Annotated in this window: 24 protein-coding genes and 1 pseudogene; 12 read left to right on the forward strand and 13 right to left on the reverse strand. The window is 60.7% G+C overall.

The window, feature by feature from the left end; genetic code table 11:
- Positions 1-38: 38 nt before the first annotated feature.
- Positions 39-323 carry an integration host factor subunit beta gene (gene ihfB, locus B2D37_RS08460; RefSeq protein ID WP_079202277.1) on the reverse strand — a complete coding sequence of 95 codons (285 nt, stop codon included), beginning with the start codon at positions 321-323 and terminating at the stop codon, positions 39-41.
- A gap of 518 nt (positions 324-841) precedes the next feature.
- Here ihfB and B2D37_RS08470 point away from each other — a divergent pair.
- Positions 842-2392, forward strand: coding sequence for a sensor histidine kinase (locus B2D37_RS08470; protein ID WP_079202279.1), 1551 nt, complete (start codon positions 842-844; stop codon positions 2390-2392).
- A gap of 120 nt (positions 2393-2512) precedes the next feature.
- Here the strand turns inward: B2D37_RS08470 and B2D37_RS08475 are convergent, their stop codons facing one another.
- Positions 2513-3226 (reverse strand): response regulator transcription factor, encoded by a 714-nt coding sequence (locus B2D37_RS08475; RefSeq protein WP_079202280.1) that lies wholly within the window; start codon positions 3224-3226, stop codon positions 2513-2515.
- Between the two features lie 282 nt (positions 3227-3508).
- Here B2D37_RS08475 and rpoS point away from each other — a divergent pair, with 282 nt between their 5' ends.
- Positions 3509-4522 (forward strand): RNA polymerase sigma factor RpoS, encoded by a 1014-nt coding sequence (gene rpoS / locus B2D37_RS08480; protein ID WP_079202281.1) that lies wholly within the window; start codon positions 3509-3511, stop codon positions 4520-4522.
- Between the two features lie 118 nt (positions 4523-4640).
- Here the strand turns inward: rpoS and cysK are convergent, their stop codons facing one another.
- Complete coding sequence (cysK, locus tag B2D37_RS08485; RefSeq protein WP_079202282.1) at positions 4641-5615, reverse strand: cysteine synthase A; 975 nt, start codon at positions 5613-5615, stop codon at positions 4641-4643.
- Between the two features lie 117 nt (positions 5616-5732).
- Between cysK and B2D37_RS08490 the strand changes: the two genes are divergently transcribed.
- The 6 genes from B2D37_RS08490 to B2D37_RS08515 all read left to right on the forward strand — a co-directional run bounded on the left by B2D37_RS08490 (position 5733) and on the right by B2D37_RS08515 (position 14312).
- A complete protein-coding gene (locus B2D37_RS08490) occupies positions 5733-6821 on the forward strand; it encodes a DUF748 domain-containing protein (RefSeq protein ID WP_079202283.1) in 1089 nt (362 codons plus the stop codon).
- Positions 6822-6955: 134 nt separating this feature from the next.
- Positions 6956-7801, forward strand: a complete 846-nt coding sequence (locus tag B2D37_RS08495) for a MoxR family ATPase (protein ID WP_079202284.1) — start codon at positions 6956-6958, stop codon at positions 7799-7801.
- 223 nt (positions 7802-8024) lie between these two features.
- A complete protein-coding gene (locus B2D37_RS08500) occupies positions 8025-9203 on the forward strand; it encodes a VWA domain-containing protein (protein ID WP_079202285.1) in 1179 nt (392 codons plus the stop codon).
- 647 nt (positions 9204-9850) lie between these two features.
- Positions 9851-11605: a type I secretion system permease/ATPase gene (locus B2D37_RS08505; RefSeq protein WP_371915434.1), complete on the forward strand. Its 1755-nt coding sequence runs from the start codon at positions 9851-9853 to the stop codon at positions 11603-11605.
- A 4-nt stretch (positions 11606-11609) separates the two neighbouring features.
- A complete protein-coding gene (locus B2D37_RS08510; RefSeq protein WP_079202287.1) occupies positions 11610-12956 on the forward strand; it encodes an HlyD family type I secretion periplasmic adaptor subunit in 1347 nt (448 codons plus the stop codon).
- A gap of 3 nt (positions 12957-12959) precedes the next feature.
- Positions 12960-14312 (forward strand): TolC family outer membrane protein, encoded by a 1353-nt coding sequence (locus tag B2D37_RS08515; protein WP_371915435.1) that lies wholly within the window; start codon positions 12960-12962, stop codon positions 14310-14312.
- Between the two features lie 231 nt (positions 14313-14543).
- Here B2D37_RS08515 and B2D37_RS08520 read toward each other — a convergent pair whose 3' ends face one another.
- From B2D37_RS08520 to B2D37_RS08530, 3 genes are all read right to left on the reverse strand, one after another.
- Positions 14544-15068 carry a DUF2937 family protein gene (locus B2D37_RS08520; protein WP_079202288.1) on the reverse strand — a complete coding sequence of 175 codons (525 nt, stop codon included), beginning with the start codon at positions 15066-15068 and terminating at the stop codon, positions 14544-14546.
- 32 nt (positions 15069-15100) lie between these two features.
- Positions 15101-15877, reverse strand: coding sequence for a class II glutamine amidotransferase (locus B2D37_RS08525; protein WP_079202289.1), 777 nt, complete (start codon positions 15875-15877; stop codon positions 15101-15103).
- A gap of 272 nt (positions 15878-16149) precedes the next feature.
- Positions 16150-16632, reverse strand: coding sequence for an MFS transporter (locus B2D37_RS08530; RefSeq protein WP_079202290.1), 483 nt, complete (start codon positions 16630-16632; stop codon positions 16150-16152).
- Between the two features lie 163 nt (positions 16633-16795).
- Here B2D37_RS08530 and B2D37_RS08535 point away from each other — a divergent pair, with 163 nt between their 5' ends.
- Together B2D37_RS08535 and B2D37_RS08540 are read left to right on the forward strand one after the other, a co-directional pair.
- Positions 16796-18844, forward strand: a complete 2049-nt coding sequence (locus tag B2D37_RS08535; protein WP_079202291.1) for a S9 family peptidase — start codon at positions 16796-16798, stop codon at positions 18842-18844.
- Positions 18845-18956: 112 nt separating this feature from the next.
- Positions 18957-19430: a cyclic nucleotide-binding domain-containing protein gene (locus B2D37_RS08540; RefSeq protein WP_079202292.1), complete on the forward strand. Its 474-nt coding sequence runs from the start codon at positions 18957-18959 to the stop codon at positions 19428-19430.
- A gap of 228 nt (positions 19431-19658) precedes the next feature.
- Here B2D37_RS08540 and B2D37_RS08545 read toward each other — a convergent pair whose 3' ends face one another.
- Positions 19659-19988 carry a hypothetical protein gene (locus B2D37_RS08545; protein ID WP_154067067.1) on the reverse strand — a complete coding sequence of 110 codons (330 nt, stop codon included), beginning with the start codon at positions 19986-19988 and terminating at the stop codon, positions 19659-19661.
- Positions 19989-20117: 129 nt separating this feature from the next.
- Here B2D37_RS08545 and B2D37_RS08550 point away from each other — a divergent pair, with 129 nt between their 5' ends.
- Both B2D37_RS08550 and B2D37_RS08555 read left to right on the forward strand, forming a co-directional pair.
- Positions 20118-20492: a YajD family HNH nuclease gene (locus B2D37_RS08550; RefSeq protein WP_079202294.1), complete on the forward strand. Its 375-nt coding sequence runs from the start codon at positions 20118-20120 to the stop codon at positions 20490-20492.
- A 482-nt stretch (positions 20493-20974) separates the two neighbouring features.
- Positions 20975-21441: pseudogene (locus B2D37_RS08555) on the forward strand (RNA methyltransferase).
- A 75-nt stretch (positions 21442-21516) separates the two neighbouring features.
- On the opposite strand, the gene B2D37_RS08560 reads toward B2D37_RS08555, so the two are convergent.
- The 6 genes from B2D37_RS08560 to B2D37_RS08585 form a co-directional block, all read right to left on the reverse strand.
- On the reverse strand, positions 21517-22746 hold the full coding sequence (locus B2D37_RS08560; protein ID WP_079202295.1) for a hypothetical protein: 1230 nt from the start codon (positions 22744-22746) through the stop codon (positions 21517-21519).
- 106 nt (positions 22747-22852) lie between these two features.
- Entirely contained in the window at positions 22853-23302 is a 450-nt protein-coding gene (locus B2D37_RS08565; RefSeq protein WP_079202296.1) for a YcgN family cysteine cluster protein, read from the reverse strand.
- Positions 23303-23594: 292 nt separating this feature from the next.
- Entirely contained in the window at positions 23595-24527 is a 933-nt protein-coding gene (locus tag B2D37_RS08570) for a D-2-hydroxyacid dehydrogenase (RefSeq protein WP_079202297.1), read from the reverse strand.
- A 5-nt stretch (positions 24528-24532) separates the two neighbouring features.
- Positions 24533-24826: a YcgL domain-containing protein gene (locus B2D37_RS08575; protein ID WP_079202298.1), complete on the reverse strand. Its 294-nt coding sequence runs from the start codon at positions 24824-24826 to the stop codon at positions 24533-24535.
- Positions 24823-25956: a ribonuclease D gene (gene rnd / locus B2D37_RS08580; protein WP_079202299.1), complete on the reverse strand. Its 1134-nt coding sequence runs from the start codon at positions 25954-25956 to the stop codon at positions 24823-24825. The genes B2D37_RS08575 and rnd overlap by 4 nt, the downstream gene beginning before the upstream one ends.
- Positions 25957-26026: 70 nt before the next feature.
- A complete protein-coding gene (locus tag B2D37_RS08585) occupies positions 26027-26770 on the reverse strand; it encodes an SDR family oxidoreductase (protein WP_079202300.1) in 744 nt (247 codons plus the stop codon).
- Positions 26771-26821 lie beyond the last annotated feature (51 nt).

Consider the following 26821-nt stretch of genomic DNA (forward strand, 5'->3'; position numbering starts at 1 on the left):
TGAGCCCCTTCAGTGGGTTCAGTACCTTGCAAGCGACTCTACTCGTCCTCATTGACCCGATCGCGCAGCTCCTTACCCGGCTTGAAATGCGGCACGAACTTGCCATCCAGTGGTACCGACTGGCCGGTTTTTGGGTTACGGCCCACGCGAGGGGCGCGGTAGTGCAGCGAGAAACTGCCAAAGCCGCGAATTTCAATGCGGTCCCCCGTAGCCAATGCCTGGGACATCTGCTCCAGCATGGTCTTGATGGCCAGCTCGACATCTTTGTTTGAGAGCTGCCCCTGATGGGTGACGATCCTTTCGATCAACTCCGACTTGGTCATGGTTTTCCCTTCTTTTTCAAGCGGCTAGATCACTCGATAGACTTGTTTTAGCATGCTGATCAGCATTTGAACAGCCCATAAAACAATGGATTTCGGCTGAGTGACTCGGCGCCCCGCCACCCACGCGTGAGCCGATTGATCTGGCGTCGCCGCCTGCTGCAGGAGCACCGCCAGGTCACTCCTGCATGAATCAAGCAGGTTGACCCGGCAATTGGCCGCCATCCCTCCCCCTGATCGGTGCGACGCAGCGGCTATTGATGGCTAGTGAGGAGCCAAAAGCCGCGCCACGCGGACTCCGTTTCCCGCGCAAATTCTGTGGCTGAACTAGTCTTAAGGATCAAGGCGTGTGTGCGGATCTCTGGTTTGCCCCCAGACACGGACGGTGCGGCATCAGCGCAGGCGCGAATCGTGTCAGGTGTGCTCCAGTAGCCTGGGCAATCGTGTGTCGGGCGACAGATCAAGCGATCAAGCGCCTGTGTCTGGTTGCGCTAATGCAAGAGCATTCAGGAGCCGTGCGGATGTCCATCGAGGAGAATATCGCATCCCCATCGCAGGCCTTACCACCAAAGGCCAGCCAGGGCGTATCCGGATCGAGTTCGGCGCCTACGTTGCATTCGCGCCTGCCGGGGTGGCAAAGGGTATGCGCAGCACTGCGCCGCTTGAGTCGCTCGAGCCAATTCGTCATTGCCGCGTCGATCATTCTGGGGTTGACCATGACCTTCGTCGGCAACCTCGTCAGTAAGACCATCGAACGCTCGGCAGTGCAGGCGGCAGCAGATACTGGCGCCTTGTACATGACCACCTTCCTCGAGCCCTATGTACAGGAGCTGACAACGACCAGCAGCCTTTCCGTGCAGACGGCTCAAGCCATTGACCACCTGATGACCAGCCCCACGCTGAGCGCTCATGTGATCTCGGTGAAAATCTGGAGCCCGGACGGCACAATTCTCTACAGCACCAACAAGGACCTGGTGAACAAGTCGTTTTCGACAACGGAGATTGCCCTGGCATTACAGGGAAAAACGGTAACCGAATGGGGCGAGCTGGACGAAGCAGAAAATAGCTATGAACGCAGTCTGGGCATTCCTCTTTATGAAATTTATGCCCCACTGCGCGAGTTCGGCACGGGCCGAATCATTGCCGTTGGCGAGTTCTACGAACTGGCGGAAGTGCTTGAGCAAGAAATAAATCAGGTCCGTCGGGAAGTGTGGGTCATCGTTGGCACCGCTACCATCTCGATGTTGTTGCTACTGTTCGCCATCGTGCACCGTGGCGAACGGATCATCGTACGGCAACAGCAGGCGCTCAGCGAACACATGCATGAACAGGCCCTGCTGCATGCAAAGAATATCGGCCTGCAGCGTAAAATCACCACCGCAAACCAGGCATTCTCGCGCATCAACGAACTCACCCTGCGCCGTATCGGCGCAGACCTACATGACGGACCCGCCCAGTTGCTGACCCTGATCCTCGTCAGGGTCGATGAGCTCAACACCGTGCAAGGGCGCAACAACAAGAACGGAGCCCAACCGGAAGGAGATGCACTTGAGACAATAAGAAATGCCGCTCAGGACGCACTTCGAGAGGTTCGCGAAATTTCCCGTGGCTTGGCCCTGCCAGAAATCAACGGTATGAGCTTGCGCCAGGAGCTGGAGCTCGTGGTACAGCGACATCGACAGCGAACCGAAACCGAGGTCGATCTCACCTGCATAGCGCTGCCAGAAAACGTGCCGGCACCGCACAAGGTCTGTATCTATCGTTTTATCCAGGAAGCGTTGAACAATTCCTATCGTCATGCCGACGCCAAGGGCCAGGCCGTCCTCGTGTCCTATGCCCGGGGACTGCTGACCATCCAAGTGACCGATACCGGGGACGGCATGGAGAGCGACAGACTGATGGCCACAAGTGAAGGCAGGACGCGTCTGGGCTTGGCCGGTATGCGCTACCGCGTAGAGTCGCTGGGAGGGAAGTTCCACATCCAATCCATGCCCGGCGCTGGCACCGGGGTATGCGCGCAATTCAAGCTGGGCTACCGAAACAAGCGTCCCTCTGAGGCGACTAGCGTCTAGGCGCCTGTCCGAGAATACCAAGCTTGTCGCTTGAGCCGCTCCGCGCCAACTGAGCCACACGAAGCCCAACAGATCGATGGGGAGTCAATGGCTACTCTTCCGCCAACCGGCTAGTGGCACCTAATCCATACCACTGCCTGGCGGGAAGGGCATCAGTCGCTGGCTGGCCTGGCGCTGCCTGACTCGCGATGTTTGCTGACTATCCCAGTGGTGCCTGATAGCCGTGACCGCCTCAACCCGATTACGCACATGGAGCTTTTGCATCACGCTGGTCATGTAGTGCTTAACGGTTTTTTCGCTCAGCGAGAATTTCTCGGCTACTTCGCGGTTGGTCAACCCGTTGGCGACTTCACGGATGATTTGCTCCTCGCGGTGGGTAAGTTCAGCAATACCCTTTTCATCGTCGTTCTGCTTCTTGAGGTTGCTGATCAGCTTGCTGGCAAAACCTGGGGTGATAAACGTTTGCCCCAGCGCCACGCTCTTAATCGCCTGCACCAGTTCCGGCCCGCTTATACCTTTGAGCACATAACCTTTGGCACCGGCCTCCAAAGCGGCGTAAGCATCGTCTTCTGATTCGGACACAGTCAACATCAAAACCTTGACCGCTGGCGTCTCTGTAACGATGGAACGCACGGCAGCAAAGCTGTCACCGGGCATGTTCACGTCCATCAACATCACGTCCGGCGTGTGTTTGCTGGCAATAGCTTTGGCTTCATCGGCAGAACCACCCTGCTCCACCACCTCGAACTCGGCAACTCTCCTGAGCGCCGCAGCGACGCCCTGCCTCAAGAGCGGATGATCGTCGACTATGCAAATCCTTATTCTGGAACTCATTAATCGTTCCTCCGTCGCGCCGAACTTTTGACGTGAGTGCAAGCACTTGCCGTACCGCAACGACTTGCCTCTAACAGCCTGCGACCTCCTCACCTGCCACGTAATCGCACGCGCGACAGCATCAGAACGGTCATTACCTGTACACCTAGCCAGAACTCGATCAGACCATAGTCCAGTACTTATAGCAGACCAAGGTCGCACAATTTGACTCGACTTCCGAATCTTCCCGCGAAGCAGGTACTGCTACATCTTAAGGTCTAAAGGAATATCTGGATAAATAACATGACCTTAATATTCGGAAGTGACCTTGCCGCTGACAAACGCCAACAACCTGGCGCTTCTAGCAATTACGCCAATCAGCCTCCCTCGAAGAAGGCTGCAGCAGCTTCCCTCACGCCGGGCAAGTACAGGCTCAATCCTGCAAAGCCCAATTCTGCAAAGGATCATAAATCCATCGACTACACACAGGCCCTTGATGCAACTCGCCTGTATTTGAATGAAATCGGATTTTCCTCGCTGCTCACCCCGCAGGAAGAGCAACACTTCGCTCGCCTGACAAAGCAAGGCGATGCGCAGGCACGCCAACGTATGATCGAGGGCAACTTGCGCCTAGTGGTGAAGATTGCTCGTGGCTACCTCAATCGCGGTCTGTCCCTGCTAGATCTGATCGAAGAAGGCAATCTCGGCCTGATCCATGGGGTGGACAAGTTCGACCCCGAACTTGGTTATCGTTTCTCGACCTATGGCACTTGGTGGATTCGCGAAGCCATCGAGCGAGCGCTGATGAATCAGACTCGTACCATCCGCTTGCCGACCTATATCGTCAAGAGGCTCTACGCATACCTCGCCGCGGGCCGCGAACTGACGCGCAAGCTCGATCATGACCCCTCGAGCGCAGAGATCGCCAACCTCATGGAAAAAAACGTCAGTGAGATCGAAAACATACGCGACTTGAATATTCGCGTGGCTTCGCTGGATACAACGCTCGGCTCTGAGAAGACCCTGCTGGACACGCTTCCTGACGAACACCCTAACGACCCGTGCGAGTTGGTACAGGACAGCGAGTTGGCACACAGCATCAGGGAGTGGCTGGCGGAACTCACCGAGAGACAGAGTGAGGTGGTCATACGCCGCTTCGGTTTGCGTGGCAATGAGGAGGAATGCACGCTGGAGGAAATGGGCCAGAGCATCGGCCTGACACGCGAGCGGATCAGGCAGATTCAGGCCGTGGCACTCAAACGCCTGCGGACCATTCTGGAGAGAAATGGTCTTTCCAGCGACGCATTGTTCGAATAACAACCTGCGACGTGGAAAGCGTCGCGATCAATACACCAACGCCCCGCAGGTTACGGGGCGTTGGTTTGAAGCAGTCGGGAAAATAGCTCTGCGCAGCGCCGCAGCTTCCTTACCGCCCTTACTGCAGCAGTTCCTGATCGCTGAACATGTCGCTGAACAACATGCTCGACAAGTAGCGTTCGCCAGAGTCCGGCAGAATGACCACGATGGTTTTGCCCTGCATCTCCGGCTCGACGGCGATGCGCAGGGCTGCGGCCATGGCTGCGCCGCAAGAAATGCCGCAAAGGATGCCTTCCTCACGCATCAGACGTAACGCCACTGCCTTGGAATCTTCGTCGCTGACCTGCTCGACGCGATCGACCATGGCCAGGTCGAGGTTGTTCGGCACGAAGCCGGCGCCGATACCCTGAATCTTGTGCGGACTGGGCTTGAGTTCCTCGCCGGCGATGGTCTGGCTGATCACCGGCGAGCTGATCGGCTCGACCGCCACGGAGAGAATCGGCTTGCCCCGGACTTGCTTGATATAACGCGACACGCCGGTAATGGTGCCGCCGGTGCCGACGCCGGAGACCAGCACATCGACCGCGCCATCGGTGTCGTTCCAGATTTCCGGGCCGGTGGTTGTTTCGTGGATCGCCGGATTGGCCGGGTTGTTGAACTGTTGCGGCATGAAGTACTTGGCGGGATCGGAGGCGGCGATTTCCGCAGCCCGTTCAATGGCGCCTTTCATGCCCTTGGCCGGCTCGGTGAGCACCAGTTCGGCGCCCAGGGCCTTGAGCACCTTGCGCCGTTCCAGGCTCATCGATGCGGGCATGGTCAGCAGCAGTTGGTAGCCGCGCGCCGCCGCAACGAAGGCCAGGCCGATGCCGGTATTGCCTGAGGTCGGTTCGACGATGGTCATGCCAGGTTTGAGCACACCACGCTCCTCTGCATCCCAAACCATGCTGGCGCCAATCCGGCATTTCACCGAGTAGGCCGGGTTACGCCCTTCGATCTTGGCCAGGATGGTGACGCCCGCAGGGCCAAGGCGGTTGATCTTGACCAGCGGGGTGTTGCCGATGGTTTGTGCGTTGTCAGCGAAGATGCGGCTCATGGCGAGATCCTTATGCGCGTTCTGCGAAAAATTTAAGAGCCTAAGTCGAGCAAGCGCAGCAGTCCAGCTCAGCGTATGAAGGCTACACTCCAGACCATCCACGGTAGTTTTTTATTTATGAGAAACCGCTACGGTGTTCCCATCCGGCTCATGCTCGGCCTCCTTGTTGTCTTGCTGGCCGCGCACATCGCCCTGCCCTACTTTGTGCGGTATTACCTCAATGCCCAGCTTGCCCACATGGGTGACTACCGCGGTCACATTAACGATATTGACTTGGCCCTGTGGCGCGGTGCCGGTCGAGTCGAGGGCCTGACTTTCGTCAAAATCGACGGCCAGGTGCCGGTACCTCTGCTCAAGGTCCCAGGGGCCGAGCTGGCACTGAGCTGGAGTTCGCTCTGGCACGACAGGGCGATTGTCGGGCGGATGACCCTGGAACACCCTGAGCTGAACTTCGTCGATGGCCGCACGGAGCAGCAATCACAGACCGGTGCAGGGGTGGACTGGCGCGCTCGGCTGGAAGCCCTGATGCCAATCACCCTCAACGAAGTGCATGTGCAAGATGGCCGCGTGGCTTTTCGCAACTTTCAGTCAACCCCCCCGGTGAACCTGCAGGCCACAGCAGTCAACGCCAGCCTCTACAACCTGTCCAATGTCCGCGATGTCCAGGGCAAGCGAGTGGCCCACTTCGAGGGCCGCTCACAAGTGCTCGGCCAGGCACTGCTGGAAGCCACAGCCGACTTCGACCCGTTCGGCACTATGGACGAACTCGAACTGCATCTGCGCGTCACCGATGTCGAACTGACGCGCTTGAACGACTTCGCCCGCGCCTACGGTAAGTTCGATTTCGTCACCGGCAGCGGAAATCTGGTGATCGAGGCCCAGGTGGTCGATGGCCAGCTGCATGGCTATGTCAAACCACTGCTGCATAACGTCGAGGTATTCGACTGGCAGCAGGACGTGGCGCAGGAAAAGAAAAACCTGTTCCGCTCGCTCTGGGAGGCCGTGGTTGGCGGCGGCCAAACGCTGTTGAAGAACCAGCGCGCGGATCAGTTTGCCACCCGCATCGAACTCTCCGGCAGCCTGCGCCAGCGGGAAATCAGCCCACTGCAAGCCTTTATCGCGATTCTGCAGAACGCCTTCGTTCAGGCCTTGAGCCCCAGTTTCGAGCGCCCCCTGATTGATTCCGATCAAGACGAGCATCAGTAGCCTGCCCGCGGCTCATTCAGTGACTGAATGAGCCGCCTGAGTTCACACTGGCGCCACCTCCGCGTTATAGTCACTTTTTTTAAATACTGAACTAGCGGGTTTATCGCCCGCCGATACCGTTCGAGGATTTACCGATGAAGTTCGAAGGCACCCAGTCCTACGTCGCCACCGACGACCTCAAACTCGCGGTCAACGCCGCGATCACCTTGGAGCGTCCGTTGCTGGTCAAGGGCGAACCGGGCACCGGTAAGACCATGCTCGCCGAACAGTTGGCCGAGTCCTTCGGCGCCAAGCTGATCACCTGGCACATCAAGTCCACCACCAAGGCCCATCAGGGCTTGTACGAGTACGACGCGGTCAGCCGCCTGCGCGATTCGCAGCTGGACTCGGACAAGGTCAACGACGTGCGCAACTACATCAAGAAGGGCAAGCTGTGGGAAGCCTTCGAGGCCGAGGAGCGGGTGATTCTGCTGATCGACGAGATCGACAAGGCCGACATCGAGTTCCCCAACGACCTGCTGCAAGAACTCGACAAGATGGAGTTCTACGTTTACGAGACCGACGAGACGATCAAGGCCAAGCTACGCCCGATCATCATCATCACCTCGAACAATGAGAAGGAGCTGCCGGACGCCTTCCTGCGCCGCTGCTTCTTCCATTACATCGCCTTCCCGGACCGCGTGACCCTGCAAAAAATCGTCGACGTGCACTACCCAAACATCAAGAAGGACCTGGTGGCCGAGGCACTGGACGTGTTCTTCGACGTGCGCAAGGTGCCGGGCCTGAAGAAGAAGCCCTCGACCAGCGAGCTGGTCGACTGGCTCAAGCTGCTAATGGCCGACAATATCGGCGAAGCGGTGCTGCGCGAGCGCGATCCGACCAAGGCCATCCCGCCATTGGCCGGCGCCTTGGTGAAGAACGAGCAGGACGTGCAACTGCTTGAGCGCCTGGCGTTCATGAGCCGCCGCGCCAGCCGCTGAAAATCGCCCCAAGGACGGCTGCGCGTCGGCCATGCTGCGTTGAGATCAGGTTCGGACAGTGGCTTGCCACTGAACGCCCTTAGGGCGGCCCCGAAGGGGTGAGCGAAGCGAATGATGCTTACAGACGTAAATTCCGCGTCCTCACCTGATCTCGCCTTGCCTGACTTTAGCTCGCAGCCCTCGGATCGATTTTTCAAGTCAATGAATACAAGAGGGTGCAGCCATGCTGCTCAACCTGTTCAATGAGATGCGCGCGGCCAAGGTGCCGGTGTCGGTGCGCGAGCTGCTCGACCTGATCAACGCGCTGAAGCACAACGTGGTGTTCGCCGACATGGACGAATTCTACTATCTCGCCCGGGCGATCCTGGTCAAGGATGAGCGCCACTTCGACAAGTTCGACCGCGCCTTTGGTGCCTACTTCAAGGGCTTGGAAAACCTCAACCAGCACATCGAGGCGTTGATCCCCGATGAGTGGCTGCGCAAGGAATTCGAGCGTTCGCTGACCGACGAGGAGCGCGCCAAAATTGAATCCTTAGGCGGCTTGGACAAGCTGATCGAGGAATTCAAGAAGCGCCTGGAAGAACAGAAGGAGCGCCACGCCGGCGGCAACAAGTGGGTTGGCACCGGCGGTACCAGCCCGTTCGGCTCCGGCGGTTTCAACCCGGAAGGTATCCGTGTCGGCGATGCCGGCAAGCGCCAAGGCAAGGCGGTCAAGGTCTGGGACCAGCGCGAGTACAAGAACCTCGACGATCAGGTCGAACTGGGCACGCGCAACATCAAGATCGCCCTGCGCCGCCTGCGCAAGTTCGCCCGCCAGGGCGCGCAGGAGGAGCTGGATCTGGATGGCACCATCGACCATACCGCCAAGGACGGTGGCCTGCTGAATATCCAGATGCGCCCGGAGCGGCGCAACACGGTCAAACTGCTGATCCTGTTCGACATCGGCGGCTCGATGGACGCCCACGTCAAGGTCTGCGAGGAACTGTTCTCCGCCTGCAAGACCGAGTTCAAGCACATGGAGTATTTCTACTTCCACAACTGTGTGTACGAATCGGTGTGGAAGAACAACCTGCGCCGCGGCTCCGAGCGCTTCTCCACCCAGGACCTGCTGAACAAATACGGCGCCGACTACAAGGTGGTATTCGTCGGCGACGCGGCCATGGCGCCTTATGAGATCACCCAGGCCGGCGGCAGCGTCGAGCACTGGAACGAAGAGCCGGGCTACGTGTGGATCAAGCGTTTCATGGAAAAGTACAAGAAGCTCATCTGGATCAATCCCTACCCCAAGGACACCTGGGGCTACACCGCCTCGACCAATATCATGCGCGAACTGCTGGAAGACAAGATGCACCCTCTGACGCTGCAAGGCTTGGAAGAAGGCATGAAGTTCTTGTCGAAATAAGCACCCTGCAATTGGCTCAGGGCGACGGGCGCAATAGATTTGCGCTCTCCCAGTTGTGATGAGCGCAGGATAGCGTGACCCGCGAGCACCAGGCCGAAATGGGCGCCCGCGCAGCACCTCGCTAACTCCGCTCGGGCCCATCGAAGTAGCCTTCAGGCGCAAAGCCGAAGATCAAAGACAGTCCAAGCAACTGCTTGGGCTGATCCCTCCCCACGTCTCCAGCTACTCATTGGCCCCCATAGCTCACCGCTGGTCGATGCGCCGAGCGCGGCATCGATGCTCAAACACTCGGCGTTAACGCCCTGCCCGCAGAGCTCAGTCATAGCCTAGTCGTTGCTCATGCACATGCCTGGAAGCACTGATGGCCGTATAGGCGGTGCTTGAGGGATGCGAGCTAGCACATCGTCAAAAAACCACCGCTCTCAAAGGGAAGCCGCTGACAAACCATAACTTATTGCTCCAATTGGAAAAATGACATGACTTAAGCCAGGCCAACTCTGTATCAACTACTCCTTGCCAGAAACCTAAAACCCCAACTATACCTAAGTACAAGCTCTCCAGTTTTGCACCGAAGAAGGGCATCTCTTTGCATTCGTCCTTGGGTCATGCGGCCGTTGGCTGCGACTCAGGGTTTCGCAAGCAGCAGTATGGGGGTTCACCAAATGGGCATGTTGCTTTCACCGCGCACAGAACTGGCTGAGGTGCTCTTTCGCTTACGCCGAACCTTTTACGCCTTGGCCGCTTTTAGCGGGGTGATCAACCTACTGATGTTGACCCCTGCGGTTTACATGCTGCAGGTGTATGACCGGGCGCTGGTCAGCAGCAACGTCACCACCCTGCTGATGTTGACCTTGTTGGTAATCGGGCTGTACGTGCTGATGGCCATGTTGGAGGTGGTGCGCTCCACTGTATTGATTCGCGTCGGCAACCGACTCGACATGATGCTCAACACCCGCATCTTTGGCGCCGCATTCGAACGCAACTTGCGCAGGGCTGGCGGCAACCCGGCGCAAGCGTTGCAGGATCTGGCCCAGGTGCGTCAGTTTCTCACCGGCAATGGCCTGTTTGCGTTCTTCGATGCCCCCTGGACACCGATCTATCTGCTGGTGATCTACCTGATCCACCCGATACTCGGTTTCATCGCCCTGATCGGCTCGCTGTTACTGGTCGCGCTTGCTTACCTGACCGAGATCAGCACCCGTAAACCACTGGCCGAAGCCAACCAGGCGTCCGTGGTATCCGGCAGCTTTGCCAATAACAACTTGCGCAACGCCGAAGTCATCGAAGCCATGGGCATGCTTCCGGCCATCCGCCAGCGCTGGTTCGGCAACCATCTGCGCATTCTTGAAAAGCAGACCCTGGCCTCCGATCGCGCGGCCTATATCAACGGCACCACGCGCTTCGTGCGCATTACCCTGCAGTCCTTGATGCTCGGTGCCGGCGCACTGCTGGCGATCAAAGGCGAAATCACCCCCGGGATGATGATCGCCGGTTCAATTTTGTCTGGACGTGCCCTGGCCCCGGTCGAGCAGGTTATCGCGGCGTGGAAACAGTTGCTCTCCAGCCGTGGGTCCTGGGGACGACTAGCAGCATTGCTGGACGACTTCCCCGCACACAAACCGTCCATGCCACTGCCCAAACCCGTGGGCATAGTCGTCGTGGAAGGCGCCTTCGCCAATGCACCCGGATCGGGTCTACCGATCCTGCGCAACATTTCCTTCAACCTCGCCCCAGGCGAATCACTCGGCGTGATTGGCCCATCCGCCTCGGGCAAGTCGACCCTCGCCCGTCTGCTGGTCGGTGTATGGCCCGCTCATGCCGGCAAGGTACGTCTGGACGGCGCCGATGTATTCGAGTGGAACAAGGAGGAACTGGGCCCCTGGCTCGGCTACCTGCCGCAAGATGTCGAATTGTTTGAAGGCAGCGTTGCCGACAACATCGCCCGCTTTGGCGAGATCGACAGCGAAGCGGTCATCCTCGCAGCCAAACAAGCGGGCGTACACGAGATGATCCTGCGCTTACCGCAAGGCTATGACACCGTCCTGAGCACCGACGGCGGCTCGCTGTCCGGTGGCCAGAAGCAACGCGTCGGGCTGGCCCGCGCCCTCTACGGAGATCCGTCATTGATTGTCCTCGACGAGCCGAATGCCAGCCTCGACGACCTCGGCGAAGCGGCCTTGGTCCAGGCCATCGCCGACCTCAAGCGGCGGCAAAAGACCCTGGTCCTGATCTCTCACCGGCCAACCATACTGAACATGGTCGACAAGGTGCTGATGCTACGCGAGGGCACAGTCCATACGTTCGGCTCCCGCGATGAAGTCTTCAACGCGCTCCGCCAGGCCGGCGTGATACCCGCGGCGGCGGGTTCACCGAGCCTGACATCGGTCAAGGGGAAGGAGTAGAGCCATGTCGGATCTTCAGTTCGAAAGCAAAAGTTTAAAACTTGCCAACCCGGCGCAAGAAGTTGACGTCGATGATCGCCGTCCGGGCCGCTGGGGCATGTGGCTGGTGTTAGCGGGCTTTGGCGGGTTCATCATGTGGGCCGTTTTCGCGCCCCTCGACGCCGGGATAGTCGCCAACGCCACGGTCAATGTGACCGACAACCGCAAAATCATTCAGCATCTGACGGGAGGTTCGGTAGAGTCCATTCTGGTCCGCGAAGGCGATCTGGTTAAACGGGGCCAGGCGCTGATCGAACTGGAACCGACCCAAGCCATCGCCGAACAAGGCGTAGTCAGCGCCCAGTACATCGTGGTGGGGACCGTACAAAATCGCCTGCAGGCCGAGCGCGACGGGTTGACCGAGGTGATTTTCAACCCCGACCTACTGGCCCGTTTCGCCGACGACCCGCGTCTGCAAGCTGCGATTGCCCTGCAACAACGTCTCTTTACCACCCGGCGCAGCGCCTTGACCGGCGAAGCCGGTATCTTGCAGGAAAACATCCACGGCGCCGAGGAGCAGATTCGAGGGCTTCGCCAAGTGCAAGTCTCGCGGCGCGCGCAAATCAGGTTTCTCAACGAGGAGCTCGAAGGCGTGCGCAGTCTCGCCGCTGAAGGCTATGTGACCCGCAACCGCATGCTCGAACTGGAGCGCAGCGCAGCCGAACTGAACGCCGCGTTGGCCCAAAATATTGCCGACATTGGTCGTGCACGTAACCAGATTGCCGAATTGAAACTGCGTACCCTGCAACTCGAGCAGAACTTCCAGAAGGAGGTGCAATCGCTTCTGACCGATGCGCAGAAGGAAGCCTCTGCCCTAACCGACCGTTTGCGCTCGCTTGACTACGAGGTCACCCATACGGTGATTCGCTCACCCATCGACGGCATCGTACTGGGCCTCAATGCCTCGACCATCGGCGGCGTGATCCAGGCCGGCTCGGTGATCATGAATGTGGTGCCGGCAAACGAACCGCTGCAGGTAGACGCCCAGATCCCGGTACAGGCTATCGACAAGATGACCCCCGGCCTGCCCGTAGACATCACCTTCCCCGCCTTCAACCATGCCCAAACACCGAGCATTCCTGGTCGGGTGCTGACCATCTCGGCTGACCGCCTGGTCGACGAGAGCAACAAACAACCCTACTACCTCGCGCAGATTGAGGTGACGCCAGAAGGCATGGAAAAGCTCGGCAGCAACCGCATTCGCGCCGGCATGCCGGCCACGGTGACGATCATAACCGGCGAGCGCAACCTGATGAGCTATCTGATGAAGCCGATGCTCGACCGCGTCGACAATGCCTTCAAGGAGCAATAAACAGTGACCTCAAGAAGTCATGGCATCACGATCCGTTTAGTTCTCGCGTGCCTGGCTGGTCTGGCCAGCCTGCCGATAGCGGCTCTTGACCTTCAGCAGGCCTGGGAAACCCTGCAACTGCAAGGGCCGACCTACCGTTCTGCGGTCCACGAACGCGATGCCGGCCTGGAGAACCGCGCCCTTGGACGAGCAGGCTTACTGCCACAGATCAAAGCCAGCGCCAGTAAAAATAAGGTCAACGGCACCCAGGAACAAACGGGGCTACCCGAGCGCGACCTGAACTATGACTCGGAAAACCTCGCGGTGCAGCTGCGTCAACCGCTGTTCAATCGACAGAAGCTCGCCGAGTACCGCCAGGGCAAACAGCGCGCCGATTACAGCGAAGCCGTCTTCGATGCCAAGACGCAGAACGTCGCCGTACGCTTGGCCACCCGTTATTTCGATGTCCTGCTGACGCGTGAAACCATCGACTTAGCGAATGCCAAGCTGAAGGCCTTCGAGCAGCAAGTAGCGGCGTCGGATCGCCGCTTCAAACTCGGCGATGGCACTATCACCGACGTCTATCAGTCAGCCGCGCGGCGTGATCTGGCCCAGGCCGAACTGATCGAAGCGCAAGACAACATGCTGATCGCGCTACGCCTGCTGGAGGAGATGCTCGGAGAGGTACCGCAACATGTCGCCACCTTGCGTCGCGACTTCCCCACCCCTCCCCTGCATCCCAACGACTTGCAAACGTGGATGAACAAGGCCAAGGCAAATAATCCCGCACTGCGGGCGCGAGACTACAGCCAAAGAGTGGCCGAAGAAGAAGTCAACCGGGCCAAAAGCGGGCATTGGCCGACCCTCGACCTGGTGCTGGGTTACACCGATAGTCAGAGTGATTCGATCTCGACCATCAACCAGCAGAATCGCTATTCCTCGATCGGCTTGGAATTCAATATGCCGCTGTTCGCCGGAGGTGCAACCAGCGCCAGAGTGCGCCAGGCGGTGGCCAGTCGCGAGCAATCCAGCGAAGATTTGAATGCCACGCGTGAGGAGGTGTACTCGTCTACGGCCCGCCAGTTTCGTGGCGTGCAAAGCGGCCAGGCGCGCATCAAGGCCCTGGAAAATGCCGTGATGTCGAGTGAGCGGGCTCAGGACTCGGCGAAGAAAGGCTTTCTCGCCGGTGCCAGCACCAACGTCGACATCCTCAACGCCGAGGAGCAGGTGTTCATCGCACGCCGCGATCTACTGGAGGCCAAACTGCGCTATCTGGTCTCACGCCTCCAGCTGGCAGCGGCAGTGGGTCTACTCGGCGATGACGATATCAATCGGGCCAATAGCTACCTTGGCCCGGAACTGGTTCTAGGTTATTGAAGCCGGTAGGCAGCGAGGCGCGGAGTTGTTCGCTGTAAACACCGGACACATACCACTTCCGCTCTCTGCGTGGGCATGCAGCCCGGACGCTCTGCGTCCACTGCCGCTGAAGACGCAAGGTGCACGGTGTAGCCGGATAAAATCCAGGGGCGTTCATCACCGGCCAAACCGCTCGTGGATTGTGCCAGGGCTTATCCGAATATGGACTCCGGCCTTGGCATTTCGCCGCCACTAACGCCAATGCCGCTGCTGCACCTTTTGGCTACGACCGCCACCGAGCAACAAACCAACCATCAGCAGCAGGCTTTCCACCAGCCAGGCCAGCAGCAAGGCACACACCAGGCCCCAGGCGATGGCTTGTGGAGCCAGCAGCACTTGGTAACGGTAGGCTCTGTAGGTTTCGTCCATCAGCTCGCGATCGGCGGCCGTCGCAAGATGCCAGACCTGGCCGTACCACGTCCCTTGCATGGCCTGCCATTCCAACTCGAGGAAACTGGCGCGATCGACCAGATACCCCACGCTCTGCGCGTCACTGCGCATAACCGGGTCATCACTGGCCTGATAGTGGGTCACCAACGCCTGCAAATCACCCTGAAAAAAGCGCCTGGCAGTCTCACGGAAACCCGTCAGGCTCTGCTCGGACTCCAGCCGGTGCGCGTCGACACGCTTGCTGTAATCCGCGATAAACCCCGGCACCTGTACGCCGACCAGCAGGCCCAAAGCAAACAGCGCCAAGCGTAGATAGCTTCTGAACATCGCCCCTCCCCTGATTTCAAGTTAGCCACCGCTCAGTCGGTCAAGCCCTGAGCCACACACTCGCCGCGCCGCCACAGCCGCCATTCGCCGGGACGATACAGGTTCCAGCATTCGTTATCGGTCAAAGGCTCGGTGGCCAGCACCGTGACCACATCGGCGGGCGTGGTTTCGGCCTGGAAATCCACCCGCACATCGGCATCTTTCAACTGTGCCGGGCCAAAAGGCGCACGCCGGGTGATATGTGCCAGCTTGGTCGAGCAAAAGCTGAATAACCAGTCGCCATCGCTGAGCAGGCAGTTGAACACGCCGTACTGGCGATAGGCCGCACAGGCAGCGACCAGGCTGGGCAGGAACAGCTCCACCGCCACCGGCTCCGGGAAGTCGCGGCGCAGACCATTGAGCAAACCACAAAAAGCCGCCTCGCTGTCGGTGTCGCCAACCGGTCGATAGAAGCTCGGCGTCGGTGAAAAACCCGCCAACTGGCCGTTGTGTGCGAAACACCAGTTACGCCCCCACAACTCGCGCACGAATGGGTGGGTATTGGCCAGGCAGACCTTGCCGACATTGGCCTGGCGAATATGCCCGATCACCACCTCGCTCTTGATCGGGTAGCGCTGCACCAGTTGCGCCACTTCCGATTCGCTACTGGCGCGCGGATCCTGGAACAGGCGCAGACCGCGCCCTTCATAGAACCCGATACCCCAGCCGTCGCGGTGCGGCCCGGTGTCGCCGCCGCGGCGCATCAGCCCGGTAAAGCTGAAGACGATATCGGTGGGCACATTGGCACTCATGCCGAGCAATTCACACATGGTTAAAACTCTCGACTCAGAGGTTATGAAACTATCCAACGCCGTCGCGAGAGCGACTACAAGCCCGTAGGATGGATTAGCCGCCCAGGTGATGTTAGGCAAGACCGCATGTTCTACACGGCGTGACCCAGCATGGCGGTGAACCTGCGGCCCCCTGATGGGTATCGCTACGCTCATCCTACGCGGCCCGCGCCATCCTACAGTCTTGCCCCCAAGATCCGTAGATCTATAGGAGCCGGGCATGGCCAGTCATTAAGCCGCGGGGAATCCGCTCAAAGTCGCGGTTCGACCCGTGCACGTCCCTTGCTACCCTGGTCATAACGCGTATCGGCATAGTCGCCATCCTCACGTTGCATGATCTCGCGCAGGGTCGGTGCGTTCTCATCATCCGGCTCCGGTTGCGGACCACGGCGATTCTTCCACCAGCGCGCCAGGGGCCAGCGAATGGCCACGAACAACACATACAGGGCGAATGCAATCAGACCGTACATGGACAGATCAGCCACTGCGCGCCAGATGCTGTTTCCCACATCAAACAACAGATCCAGCGCGGTGATGGCAATCGCCGGGGCGAGCACCTCTTCATTGGACGGATCGACGACGGTCGGACTGAACAGCAGCACCGCTGCCAGCAAACGCAGGGGCTCACGCAGATAACGCCACATCCAGCGGGTCAAGCGGAACCACACCAACAGGCAACCCAGGGCAGCCACGGCATAGGCGCCCCAGGCAAGTAAATAGTCGTTCTCGGTCATAAAACGCGGATCTCTGAGCATGACGGGGCTGGGCCGTTGGCAACCGCAGCGAGTGAAGGCGGCATTTTTCAACGGCCTGCTGACGCAGTGCGGCATATGATAACGGCTTTTCCGTGGTCCGACAGGCTGCTAGCTGCAGACCGTACAGAATTGGAGTTACCAGATGCCGCAAGCCCCCATCGCCCGCACCGAGAACGCTGCCGACCCTTATAGCTGGCTGGAGAAGCGCGACGCCGAGGAGGTGCTCGAGTATCTCAAGGTGGAAAACACCTACCTGGAGGCCGAACTGGCCGAGCAACGCGAGTTGCGCGAGGCGCTGTTTCAGGAAATCAAGGGCCGTATCCGCGAGACCGACCTGTCGCTGCCTTCGCCCTGGGGCCCCTGGCTGTATTACCAGCGCACCACCGCCGGCGACGAATACCCGCGCCACTACCGCTGCCCGCGTCCGGCCGATGGCTCGCTCGACGTCGATGAAAGTGTCGAGCAATTGCTGCTCGACCCCAACGCTCTGGCAGATGGCGGTTTTATCTCGCTGGGTGCCTTCAGCGTCAGTCAGGATCACCAGCGCCTGGCCTATAGCCTGGACACCAGCGGCGAAGAGGTTTACCAGCTGTTCGTCAAGGAACTGGCCACTGGTGCGGTCAGCCAACTGCCCTTCGCCGATTGCGACGGCAGCATGACCTGGGCCAACGACAACCAGACCTTGTTCTTCGGCGAGCTGGACGACTGCCATCGCCCGCACAAGCTGTACCGCCATCGTCTCGGCAGCGACTCGGCCGAGCAGGTGTTCCACGAGACTGACGGGCGTTTCTTTCTCAACTGCTATCGCACCAGCTCCGAACGCCAACTGGTGCTGCTGCTTAATAGCAAGACCACCAGCGAGGCCTGGATCCTGGATGCCGATACGCCGGACGCCGCGTTCAGCTGCCTGGCGCCGCGCGAGGAAGGCCACGAATATTACGCCGACCACGGCAAGGTCGATGGCGACTGGGCCTGGTTGATCCGCAGCAACCAGAGCGGAATCAACTTCGCCCTGTACTGCGTGAAGCAAAGCAGCGCCGCCGCGCAGACGCCGACCCGCGAGCACTGGAGCGAACTGCGCGGCCATGACCCGCAGGTGATGCTCGAAGGCGTCAGTCTCAACGACAGCGCGCTGATCCTCAGCCTGCGCGAGGGTGGCCTGCCGATCATCGAGGTGCATGCCCAGGCTCAGCCAGCCTACCGCGTTGACCTACCGGATGCGGCCTACAGCCTGTACGTACAGGACACCCTGGAATTCGCCAGCCCGGTGATTCGCCTGCGCTACGAGGCGCTCAACCGGCCGGCGCAGATCCGCCAGCTCACGCTCGCCGATGGCGCACAGCTGGTACTCAAGGAAACCCCGGTGCTGGGCCCGTTCGACGCCGACGATTATGTCAGCCAGCGGCTCTGGGCCACCGCAGCGGACGGCACCCAGGTGCCCATCAGCCTGGTGGCCAAGCGCGAGGTGCTTGGCCAGGTCACCGCCCCACTCTACCTCTATGGCTATGGTGCCTATGGCGAAAGCCTCGACCCCTGGTTCTCCCACGCGCGCCTGAGCCTGCTGGAGCGCGGTTTCGTCTTTGCCATCGCCCACGTGCGCGGCGGCGGCGAGTTGGGCGAAGCCTGGTATCGCGCCGGCAAGCTGGAGCACAAGCACAACAGCTTCAGCGACTTCATCGCCTGTGCCGAACACCTGATCGCCAGCGGCTACACCACTGCGGCTCAACTCGCTATCAGCGGCGGCAGCGCCGGTGGCCTGCTGATCGGCGCAGTGCTCAATCAGCGGCCCGAACTGTTCGCCGCCGCCATCGCCGAAGTGCCCTTCGTCGACGTACTCAATACCATGCAGAACCCCGACCTGCCGCTGACCGTCACCGAGTACGACGAATGGGGCGACCCGCATGAGCCCGAGGTGTTCGAGCGGATCAAGGGCTATGCGCCCTACGAGAACGTCCAGGCCCAGGCCTATCCGGCCATCCTCGCCGTGGCCGGCTACAACGACAGCCGCGTGCAGTATTGGGAGGCGGCCAAATGGGTGGCTAAGCTGCGGGCGAACAAGACCGATAGCCACCTGTTGCTGCTCAAGACCGACCTCGACGCCGGCCATGGCGGCATGAGCGGACGTTATCAGGCACTCAGGGACGTGGCGCTGGAGTACGCCTTCCTGCTCAAGGTGTTCAAGTTGAGCTGAAAAAAGATACCCGACTGCGCGCCCATTCACAGCTTCGCGCAAGCGGCAGTTGGCAATCCTGGGCTGGCCGGCTAACGTCACCCTTATACCGGCCAGACGCAGCAGAGCATCCATGCCAGACAGCTCTTACTTGATCGATGAAATTCGCGACATGCTGCTCGACTGCGGCCTGTTCAACAGCCTGCAGCCCAGCGAAGTACTCAGCGCGGCTGGCTACTTCAACATCAGCCGATATCAGCCGGATGCCATCATCTGCCACGAGGGCGATGCCGGCACCTTCATGTGCATCATCCACTTCGGCGCGGTGTCGATCCGCAAGACCAACTCCAGCGGCGAAAAAGTCGAGATCGCCAAGCTGCGCAAGGGTCGCGCCTTCGGCGAAATGGCGGTATTGGACGGCGAAAGACGCTCGGCCAGTTGCATCGCCGTCAGTGACTGCAGCTTGTTGATCCTGGCCAAGGACTCGCTGGAGAAGATGCTGCACGAGGCCCCAAAGTCCGCCGCCCAGGTCATCCGCGCCATCGCCGTGGCCATGTCCAGGCGCTTGCGCATGGTCGACGGGCAGTTGGTCGAGCATCAGATCTAGGCAGACTTAACGGTCTTGTGCTCGTAGGAACCAGGGAGTCCCAAGGGAACGCCCGGATAAGCCCTGGCGCAATCCGAGCGATGAGAGCTAGGCGTCATCCACCCTACGACTGGCGATCCCCTTAGCCTGTAACACCCCACTCCGTAGAAGCGGCCGAGCGGCGATCCGTCGGCCGACGATCCGCTTCAGCCGCGCAATTTTGCGCTTTACCGAGGTTGGTTGGCGAGTTCAGTCGGCGTGCTTGTGGCTGCCCGGCAAACCCTGACTGTTGCGCTGGAGCTGCTGCTGCAGCAGCGGTAACTCGCCATCTGCTGGAGCCAGGGAACCGCCAGATGGATTGGCCTTGTAGCCCGTACCGTCGTTGAGCAAGAGTGGATTATTCGGCGCCGGAGTCGGCAGGTTGCGCGGCAGCGGCTGGGTGAAGGGTTGCGGCGTGGCGGTGCCGGGTGAGCCGACAGGTCGCTCCCGCGGCGGCGACGCGGGATAGTCCCGCGCCTGAATCGCGGTGCCGCACAGGACAGTCAGACTCAGCAGTAGCACGCTCGCCAATCGCATCATTCACCTCTATTTCGCAAGACTCTTGGGCATTGGGCTGTGCGCAAAGCCGATAAGTGCCCGCCCGGTTGTTTTCGTCGACCATCGGCAGGGCTACACTGTCGGCATTAGTAGTTAGCCACGAGACAAGCCATGAGTACGGACAAATTACCCTCGCCTACCGCCAAGCTCGATCGCATTCTCGCCGATGCCCAGCGCAGTCGCGAAGAAGGCTACCGGGATAAAGCCCTGAAGATGTACCCGCATGTCTGCGGCCGTTGCGCCCGGGAGTTTGCCGGCAAGCGCCTGAGCGAGTTGACCGTGCACCACCGCGATCACAACCACGACAACAACCCGCAAGACGGTTCCAACTGGGAATTGCTGTGCCTGTATTGCCACGATAACGAACACGCGCGCTACACCGACCAGCAGTACTTCAGCGAGGGTTCGACCGCCAGCCCGCAGGGGCCGAAATCCAGCCACAAGGCCTTCGCCGACCTGGCCGCCCTGCTGAAAAGCAAAGGCTGAGCGCTTGTGAAATAACGCTCGCCTACTGCGACCGCCTCCAAACGCCCGCTGCGCCGAATACCTTGAGCGCTCCGTAGGCGGTCACTCGCCGCAGGCAGTGCACCGTCGATCAGCGGCACGCCACACATTCGGCGGGCGGTCGCTTCGCTCCGAACGGATCGCCGCCCGGGCCGCCCTACGTTCTGCTGCGAACGGATCGCCGCCCGGACTGCCCTTCGCTTGGAGCGAAACGCAGCGCAGTACGGCGCGGCGCCTCGCCGCGAACACCTGGAGGCGGCCTCGCGGCGGCGTTCGATATTTTCACAACCGCTGAGGCGGCGGCACCTCACGCATCTGCCAGCCGGGTGATTTGTGATGGGTATCGGCGGTCGGCCCATCAATCCCGTAATCCAATTAACCCCGGCGTGGAGCTTTATCCGATTGCCATGGCAGCAATGCCTCCAGGCCTTATACTGCCGCCTTTTGCGTAAAGGTCCTGCTTCGTGGCGAAAAAACGATACAGCTGCATCGGTTTATTCAACCCGAAATCCCGGAGAACGTCGGTGCGGTGATGCGTGCCGCCGGTTGCTATGGCGCCGCCTCGGTGTTCTACACCGGCACACGCTATGAGCATGCCCGCGACTTCGTCACCGACACCAAGAAGGTGTTCCAGGATATTCCGCTGATCGGTATCGATGATCTGCAGAAGATCATCCCGCTGGGCTGCACACCGGTCGCCGTCGAGTTGGTCGAAGGCGCACGACCGCTGCCGCAGTACACCCACCCGGATCGGGCGATCTATATCTTCGGCCCGGAAGACGGCTCCCTGAACAAGGAGATACGCGCCTGGTGCGAGGATGTGATCTACATCCCCACCCAGGGCTGCATGAACCTCGCCGCCACGGTCAATGTGGTGCTCTACGACCGCATGGCCAAGGGCAACAACACCAAGTCCGGGCCCAAGTTCTAAACGCCCCGAGCGAAGCCGGGGCGCGCGAGCGGCAGGCCGACAGAGAAGCCCACCCTGCGCCCACCTGCGCAGGCGCTACTTCAGCAGTTTGCTGTCGAGCACCTTGGAAGCCCCGCCCATCACGTTCTCGCTGATCTCGATAAAGTCCTTGGTGCTGGCCTTGTCCAGGCGCATCAAGCCGCGGGTCACGTCGTCCAGCGAGCGTGGCTCAGTACTGCCCTTGGTCTTCTGACGAATTTCCCGATCCAGCTCCTGCAGCAACAGTACCGCGCGCGCAGTCACCGGGCCGCTGGCACTCTTGCCACGCAGGCTCTTCACCGGATCGCTCCAGTCAACCAGCTGCTCGCGGACTTTCTGGTAGCGTTCTTCGCTCAAGCCACCCGCGCGGCGAACCAGTTCGATGGCGTAATACTCGGCCAGCCCCTCGGTGATCCAGTCGCTACGGTCGCGCGACTGGATGCGGCTGAATACATGCACCAGCTCGTGCACCAGTGCGCTGGTGCCGTTCTCGCTGACCAGCGGACGATCAGCGTGCATGTAATAGGAATTAGGTGCCGACAGGCCGCCACGCCACATCGGGTCGCCAGCACCAACGATTAGCAGCTTGGCCGGGTCACGCGGGAACACCGCCTGGGCTTCCTTCCAGACGAAGGTCAACAGAGTGAGAATATCCATGCGGCGCATGCCCTCGCCAACCGGCGCGGCGATGGTCACGTCGGTCTGGCCAAGCTGGGCGCGGCGTGTCCCTATCTTGCCGGCGACGATCCAGCCGGTCGGGCGATCGAACTTGCGCTGCGGGTTGTCGATGCGGAATTTGTCCTTGCCGATTTTCGGCCAACCGGTCTCGACGCCGCGCCAGCCCTTGGGCAGCTCGAACTGCAGGCGCGCGACCAGCTCGGTCTTGTTCTGCTGACGCAACCGGGCGCTGGGCACCAGGTTGTCGCCGCGTAGCAAGGCCCAGTCTTCGGTCATGCGCGCATCGAAACGGCCATCTTCCCGCGGGTGACTGATCCGCACCCGGTAGGTCAGCTTCGCCACGCCTTTACCTGGCTGCCAGACCCCACGTTCGGGGCTTTCCTGGCTCCACTCGCCGTCGCCACTGAAATCGCTGTAGTTACCCTCATCACCCAGATTGAACGTCAGACTGCTTACGCGCTCGCCGTCCCCCAGGGTCAGGCTGACTTCGGCCTGATCGCTCTCGGGCAGAAAACGCACGTGGTAATCCAGGTCGACCTTCTGCGCCGCCCAGAGCGGTGTGCACAGGCTCAGCAGTAAGGCGGACAACAAGCTACGGCGAATCATCATGATGGGCATTTCCTTGCGGGACGGGTCAGTGCATTGGGTAGACCGGCTATGGGCCGTGCAATTCAATGCAAGCTGATCGTTATAGCTGGTTAATGCGCACCCTGTCTCAGCCGGCGCGGAAAATCAGGTGTTCTTCCCAATCGTCGTCGGCCACGCTGTTTTCGCTGAGCATGCGCCCGGACTGGGAAATGCGCTGCTGGTGCACCTGCTCCGGATCGCCGCAGACCAGGTGATGCCACAACAGCAGATCCTTGCCTTCGCTGACCAGGCGATAGGCGCAGGTTGGCGGCAGCCACTGGAACTGGTCGGCCTGGGCCGGGGTGAGCTGGATGCAATCGGGCACGGTCTTTCGGCGATTGCTGTAGTCCGTGCAGCGGCAGGTCTTAAGGTCGAGCAGCGTGCAGGCGATACGCGTGTAATAGACGCTGCCGTCTTCGTCATCCTCGAGTTTTTGCAGGCAGCACAGGCCGCAGCCATCGCACAGCGACTCCCACTCGTCCTGATCGAGTTGCTCGAGGGTTTTGCGTTTCCAGAAGGGTTCGACTTTGGCGGCCATGGCGAGGGTACGGTGTCTGGCGAAAAGGCCGGCAGTCTAGCGCGCACCTCGCAAGCGGCCAAGGCCGGCGGGCCGAATGGCAAGCAAATCAACGCCTGATGGAGGCACGATCTCGCGGCAAGGCTGACCGCAATTCCATAGCGGACGTTGTCCGCTATCGCCGCGGGGCGCGCCTCCTACAGGCATAGCGGTGTTTGCTGCTTTTGTAGGAGGGTCCGGGCGGCGTTCCGTGACCCCGGCGCGATGCCTTTGGCGACGTGGGCAATCCGGGGAAGACACCCATGCGCAGGACTCAATAACCGCGGGCAAAATCCACGGCGCCGCGCAGTTGGCTGCCGACTTGATAACGCTGCAGATTGTCGACGAACAACTGCACCAGCAGCCGTGGCTCGGTGGGCGCGGAGCTGTGCCCGGTGAGCAACAGGCGCGGCGCGGTCCAGAACGGATGCCCAGCGGGCAGCGGCTCCTGGCGGCAGACATCGATCACCGCGCCGGCCAATTGGCCCTGCTGCAGCGCCGCGACCAGGTCGGCATCGACCACCGCCACTCCGCGCCCGGCGTTGATCAGCAGCGCGTCGGGTTTGAGCCGGGCGAACAGCGCAGCGTCGTAGATATCACGGGTGGCCGGGGTGTCCGGCAACAGGTTGATCAGGTAATCGGCCTGGCTGGCCAGGCGCGGCAGCTGATCGAGTCCGGCGACTTCGTGAAAAGGCGCTAGAGCGCGCGCGCGACTGGCCACGCCGTACAGCTCGATGCCGAATGGGGCGAGAAAGCCTGCCACGCTCTGGCCGATATCGCCGCTGCCGACGATCAGCGCACGGCGTCCGGCCAAACTCTGCGGCAGGCGGTTGTCCCAATGCTGCTCGACCTGGGCGGCCAGGCGGGCAAACAACTGGCGCTCGTGGGCCAGCAGGTGACACAGCACGTACTCGGCCATCACCTGGCCAAAGATGCCGACCGCACGACTCAACTGATAATCGTGCGGCAGATCGCCGGCCAGCAACGGCGTGATGCCGGCCCAGGTCGATTGCAGCCACTGCGGCTGGTGCCCCTGACGCAGCAAGGCGGCAAGCAGATCCGGCTGGCCGAGCCAGAGCGGACAACTGCCGGCCCACTGCGCCAACTCGAGCGGGTCGGCGCTGCCGAACAGCTCAAGCTCGGGTGCCGCCTGGTGTAACAGGTCGGCATAGCGGGCATGTTCGGCTTCGCCGATCAGGACGCGCATGGCGGTCAAATCGGGTCGTTGCGGCGTAGCAACTCGTCCGGCAGGTGTTCGATGTATTCATCTTCCGGCGGCGGCATCTGCAGGTGGTAGCCCTGCTTCTCGAGGTTTTCCAGCACGGCGTGAATGTCCTCGCGAGCCAGCTTGCGCTCCGGCGTGAGCACCATGCTGAAGGCCAGGGTCGGCGGGCCGAACGCCGCCAGCAGGCTTTCCGGCACCCGCTCCAGCGCATCGCTTTTCAGCACGTAGAGGTACATCTCGTTCTTGCGCGGGCTTTTGTAGATTGAACAGATGCGTTTCACGCGGATTCTCCTTCACTGGCTAGGCAATCGAGCAGTGCCTGGCCCATCAATTCACGACGCCAGCCGCGTAGCGTGTCCGGCAACTGGTAAGGGCCGTTGGGGTAGCCGGTTTTCAGCAGGGCTTCGAGGGTTTTCTTGCGTAGCATCAGCTCCGGGGCGATGTTCAGCCGTTCGCCTTCGCGCTGACCGAGGGCGCGCAGCTTCTTCAACAAGGTCGCGGCTTCCAGCGGCAACGGCTCGGGCAACGCCTCGGGCCAATCGGCCGGCGGCGTGGCAGCGGCGTGCTTGATCAGCTGGAGCAGGAACTCGCCGTCCTGACGCACGGTTTTCGGGTGCATGTCTTCGATCCGCGCCAGCGCCACCAGGTTGTCCGGCTGGGTGCGGGCCAACGGCCACAGCGAATGCTCGCGGATGATGCGGTTGCGCGGCTGATTGCGCGCCCGCGCCTCGCGCTCGCGCCAGGTGCAGAGCTCGCGCAGCACTGCCAACTGCGCGCGGGACAGTTTCCAGGCCAGCTTGGCCTCGCGGTAGACAAGTTCCGGGGCGACTTCACGGCCCAGGTTGGCCACTAGCTCAGCGCCGTCCTCCAAGACCCAGGCCTTTTTCTCGGCCGTCAGCTGTTGCTGCAACAGGGTATAGACCTCGGCCAGGTGCAGCACGTCCTCGGCGGCGTAGCTGATCTGGGTCTCGGTGAGCGGGCGCTGCAGCCAGTCCGAGCGAGTTTCGCCCTTGGGCAGCTCGATGTTCAGCACCGCCAGCACCAGGCGCGAATAGCCCATGGAGAAGCCGAGGTTGAGGTAGGCGGCGGCCAGCTGGGTGTCGAACAAGGCCGCTGGCAGGCTACCGGTCAGGCGCAGGAAGACTTCCAGGTCCTCGCTGCAGGCATGCAGCACCTTGACCACGGCCGGGTCTTGCAGCAATGCGCTGAACGGCGCCCAGTCGTCGATCAGCAGCGGATCGATCAGGTAGGCGTGCTCGCCTTCGCTGACCTGCAGCAGGCCGGCGATCGGATAAAAGGTGTCGACCCGCATAAATTCGGTGTCGACCGCCACGAATGGCAGGCTGCGCCAGCTGGCGCAGTGCTGGGCCAGGCTGGCGTTGTCACGAATCCAGTGAATATCAATAGCCACGCGGCTCTCCCATGAAGAATGCCGCGCAGTATATATCGCCCCGGCCCTTTGCCGGGTATTGCGTCCCGGATCAGAAGTCCTGAGCGGTCGGGCGCAGCACCACTTCATTGATTTCCACCTCGGCCGGCTGCTCGATGGCGTAGGCAATGGCGCGAGCTACCGAGTCAGACGGGATGGCCATCTGATAGAAATCCTTGACCGCCTTGCTCGACGCTTCGTCGGAGCTGCCGTGCTTGAGTTCCGAGTCCACCGCACCGGGGGAGATGATGGTGGTGCGGATCTTGGCGCCCACTTCCATGCGCAGGCCTTCGGTGATCGCCCGCACGGCATATTTAGTGCCGCTGTACACGGTGCCGCCCGGGGCAAACACCTTGATCCCCGCCACCGAAGAGATATTGATGATGTGCCCGCTCTCCTGCTTCTGCATGTGCGGCAAGGCAGCGGCGATGCCGTAGAGCACGCCCTTGATGTTGATGTCGATCATCCGCTCCCACTCATCGGTACGCCCCTGGCTCATCGGCGCGATAGCCATCAACCCGGCGTTATTGACCAGCACATCGATGCGGCCAAAGGTGTCGAGCGCACCCTGAATCAGTGCATTGACATCACTTGCCACGGTGACATCGGTAGCAAAAGCGACTGCCTTGCCGCCTGCTGCGGTGATTTCGTTGACAATCCTGTCGAGGTTTTCCTGACGCCGCGCACCCAGCACCACCGAGGCGCCAAGGGCTGCCAGGTGACGGGCGGTGGTTTCGCCAAGGCCGCTGCTGGCCCCGGTAATCACAATTACTTTGTCGATAATATTGTTGCTCATGGAGATTTCCTCTCTGGCGTTTGCACAAGAACCAACATGGCCAAAGTATGC

Origin of the sequence: Pseudomonas sp. CC6-YY-74 (assembly GCF_002025205.1) — a bacterium.
In the GTDB taxonomy this organism is placed as follows: domain Bacteria; phylum Pseudomonadota; class Gammaproteobacteria; order Pseudomonadales; family Pseudomonadaceae; genus Aquipseudomonas; species Aquipseudomonas paeninsulae.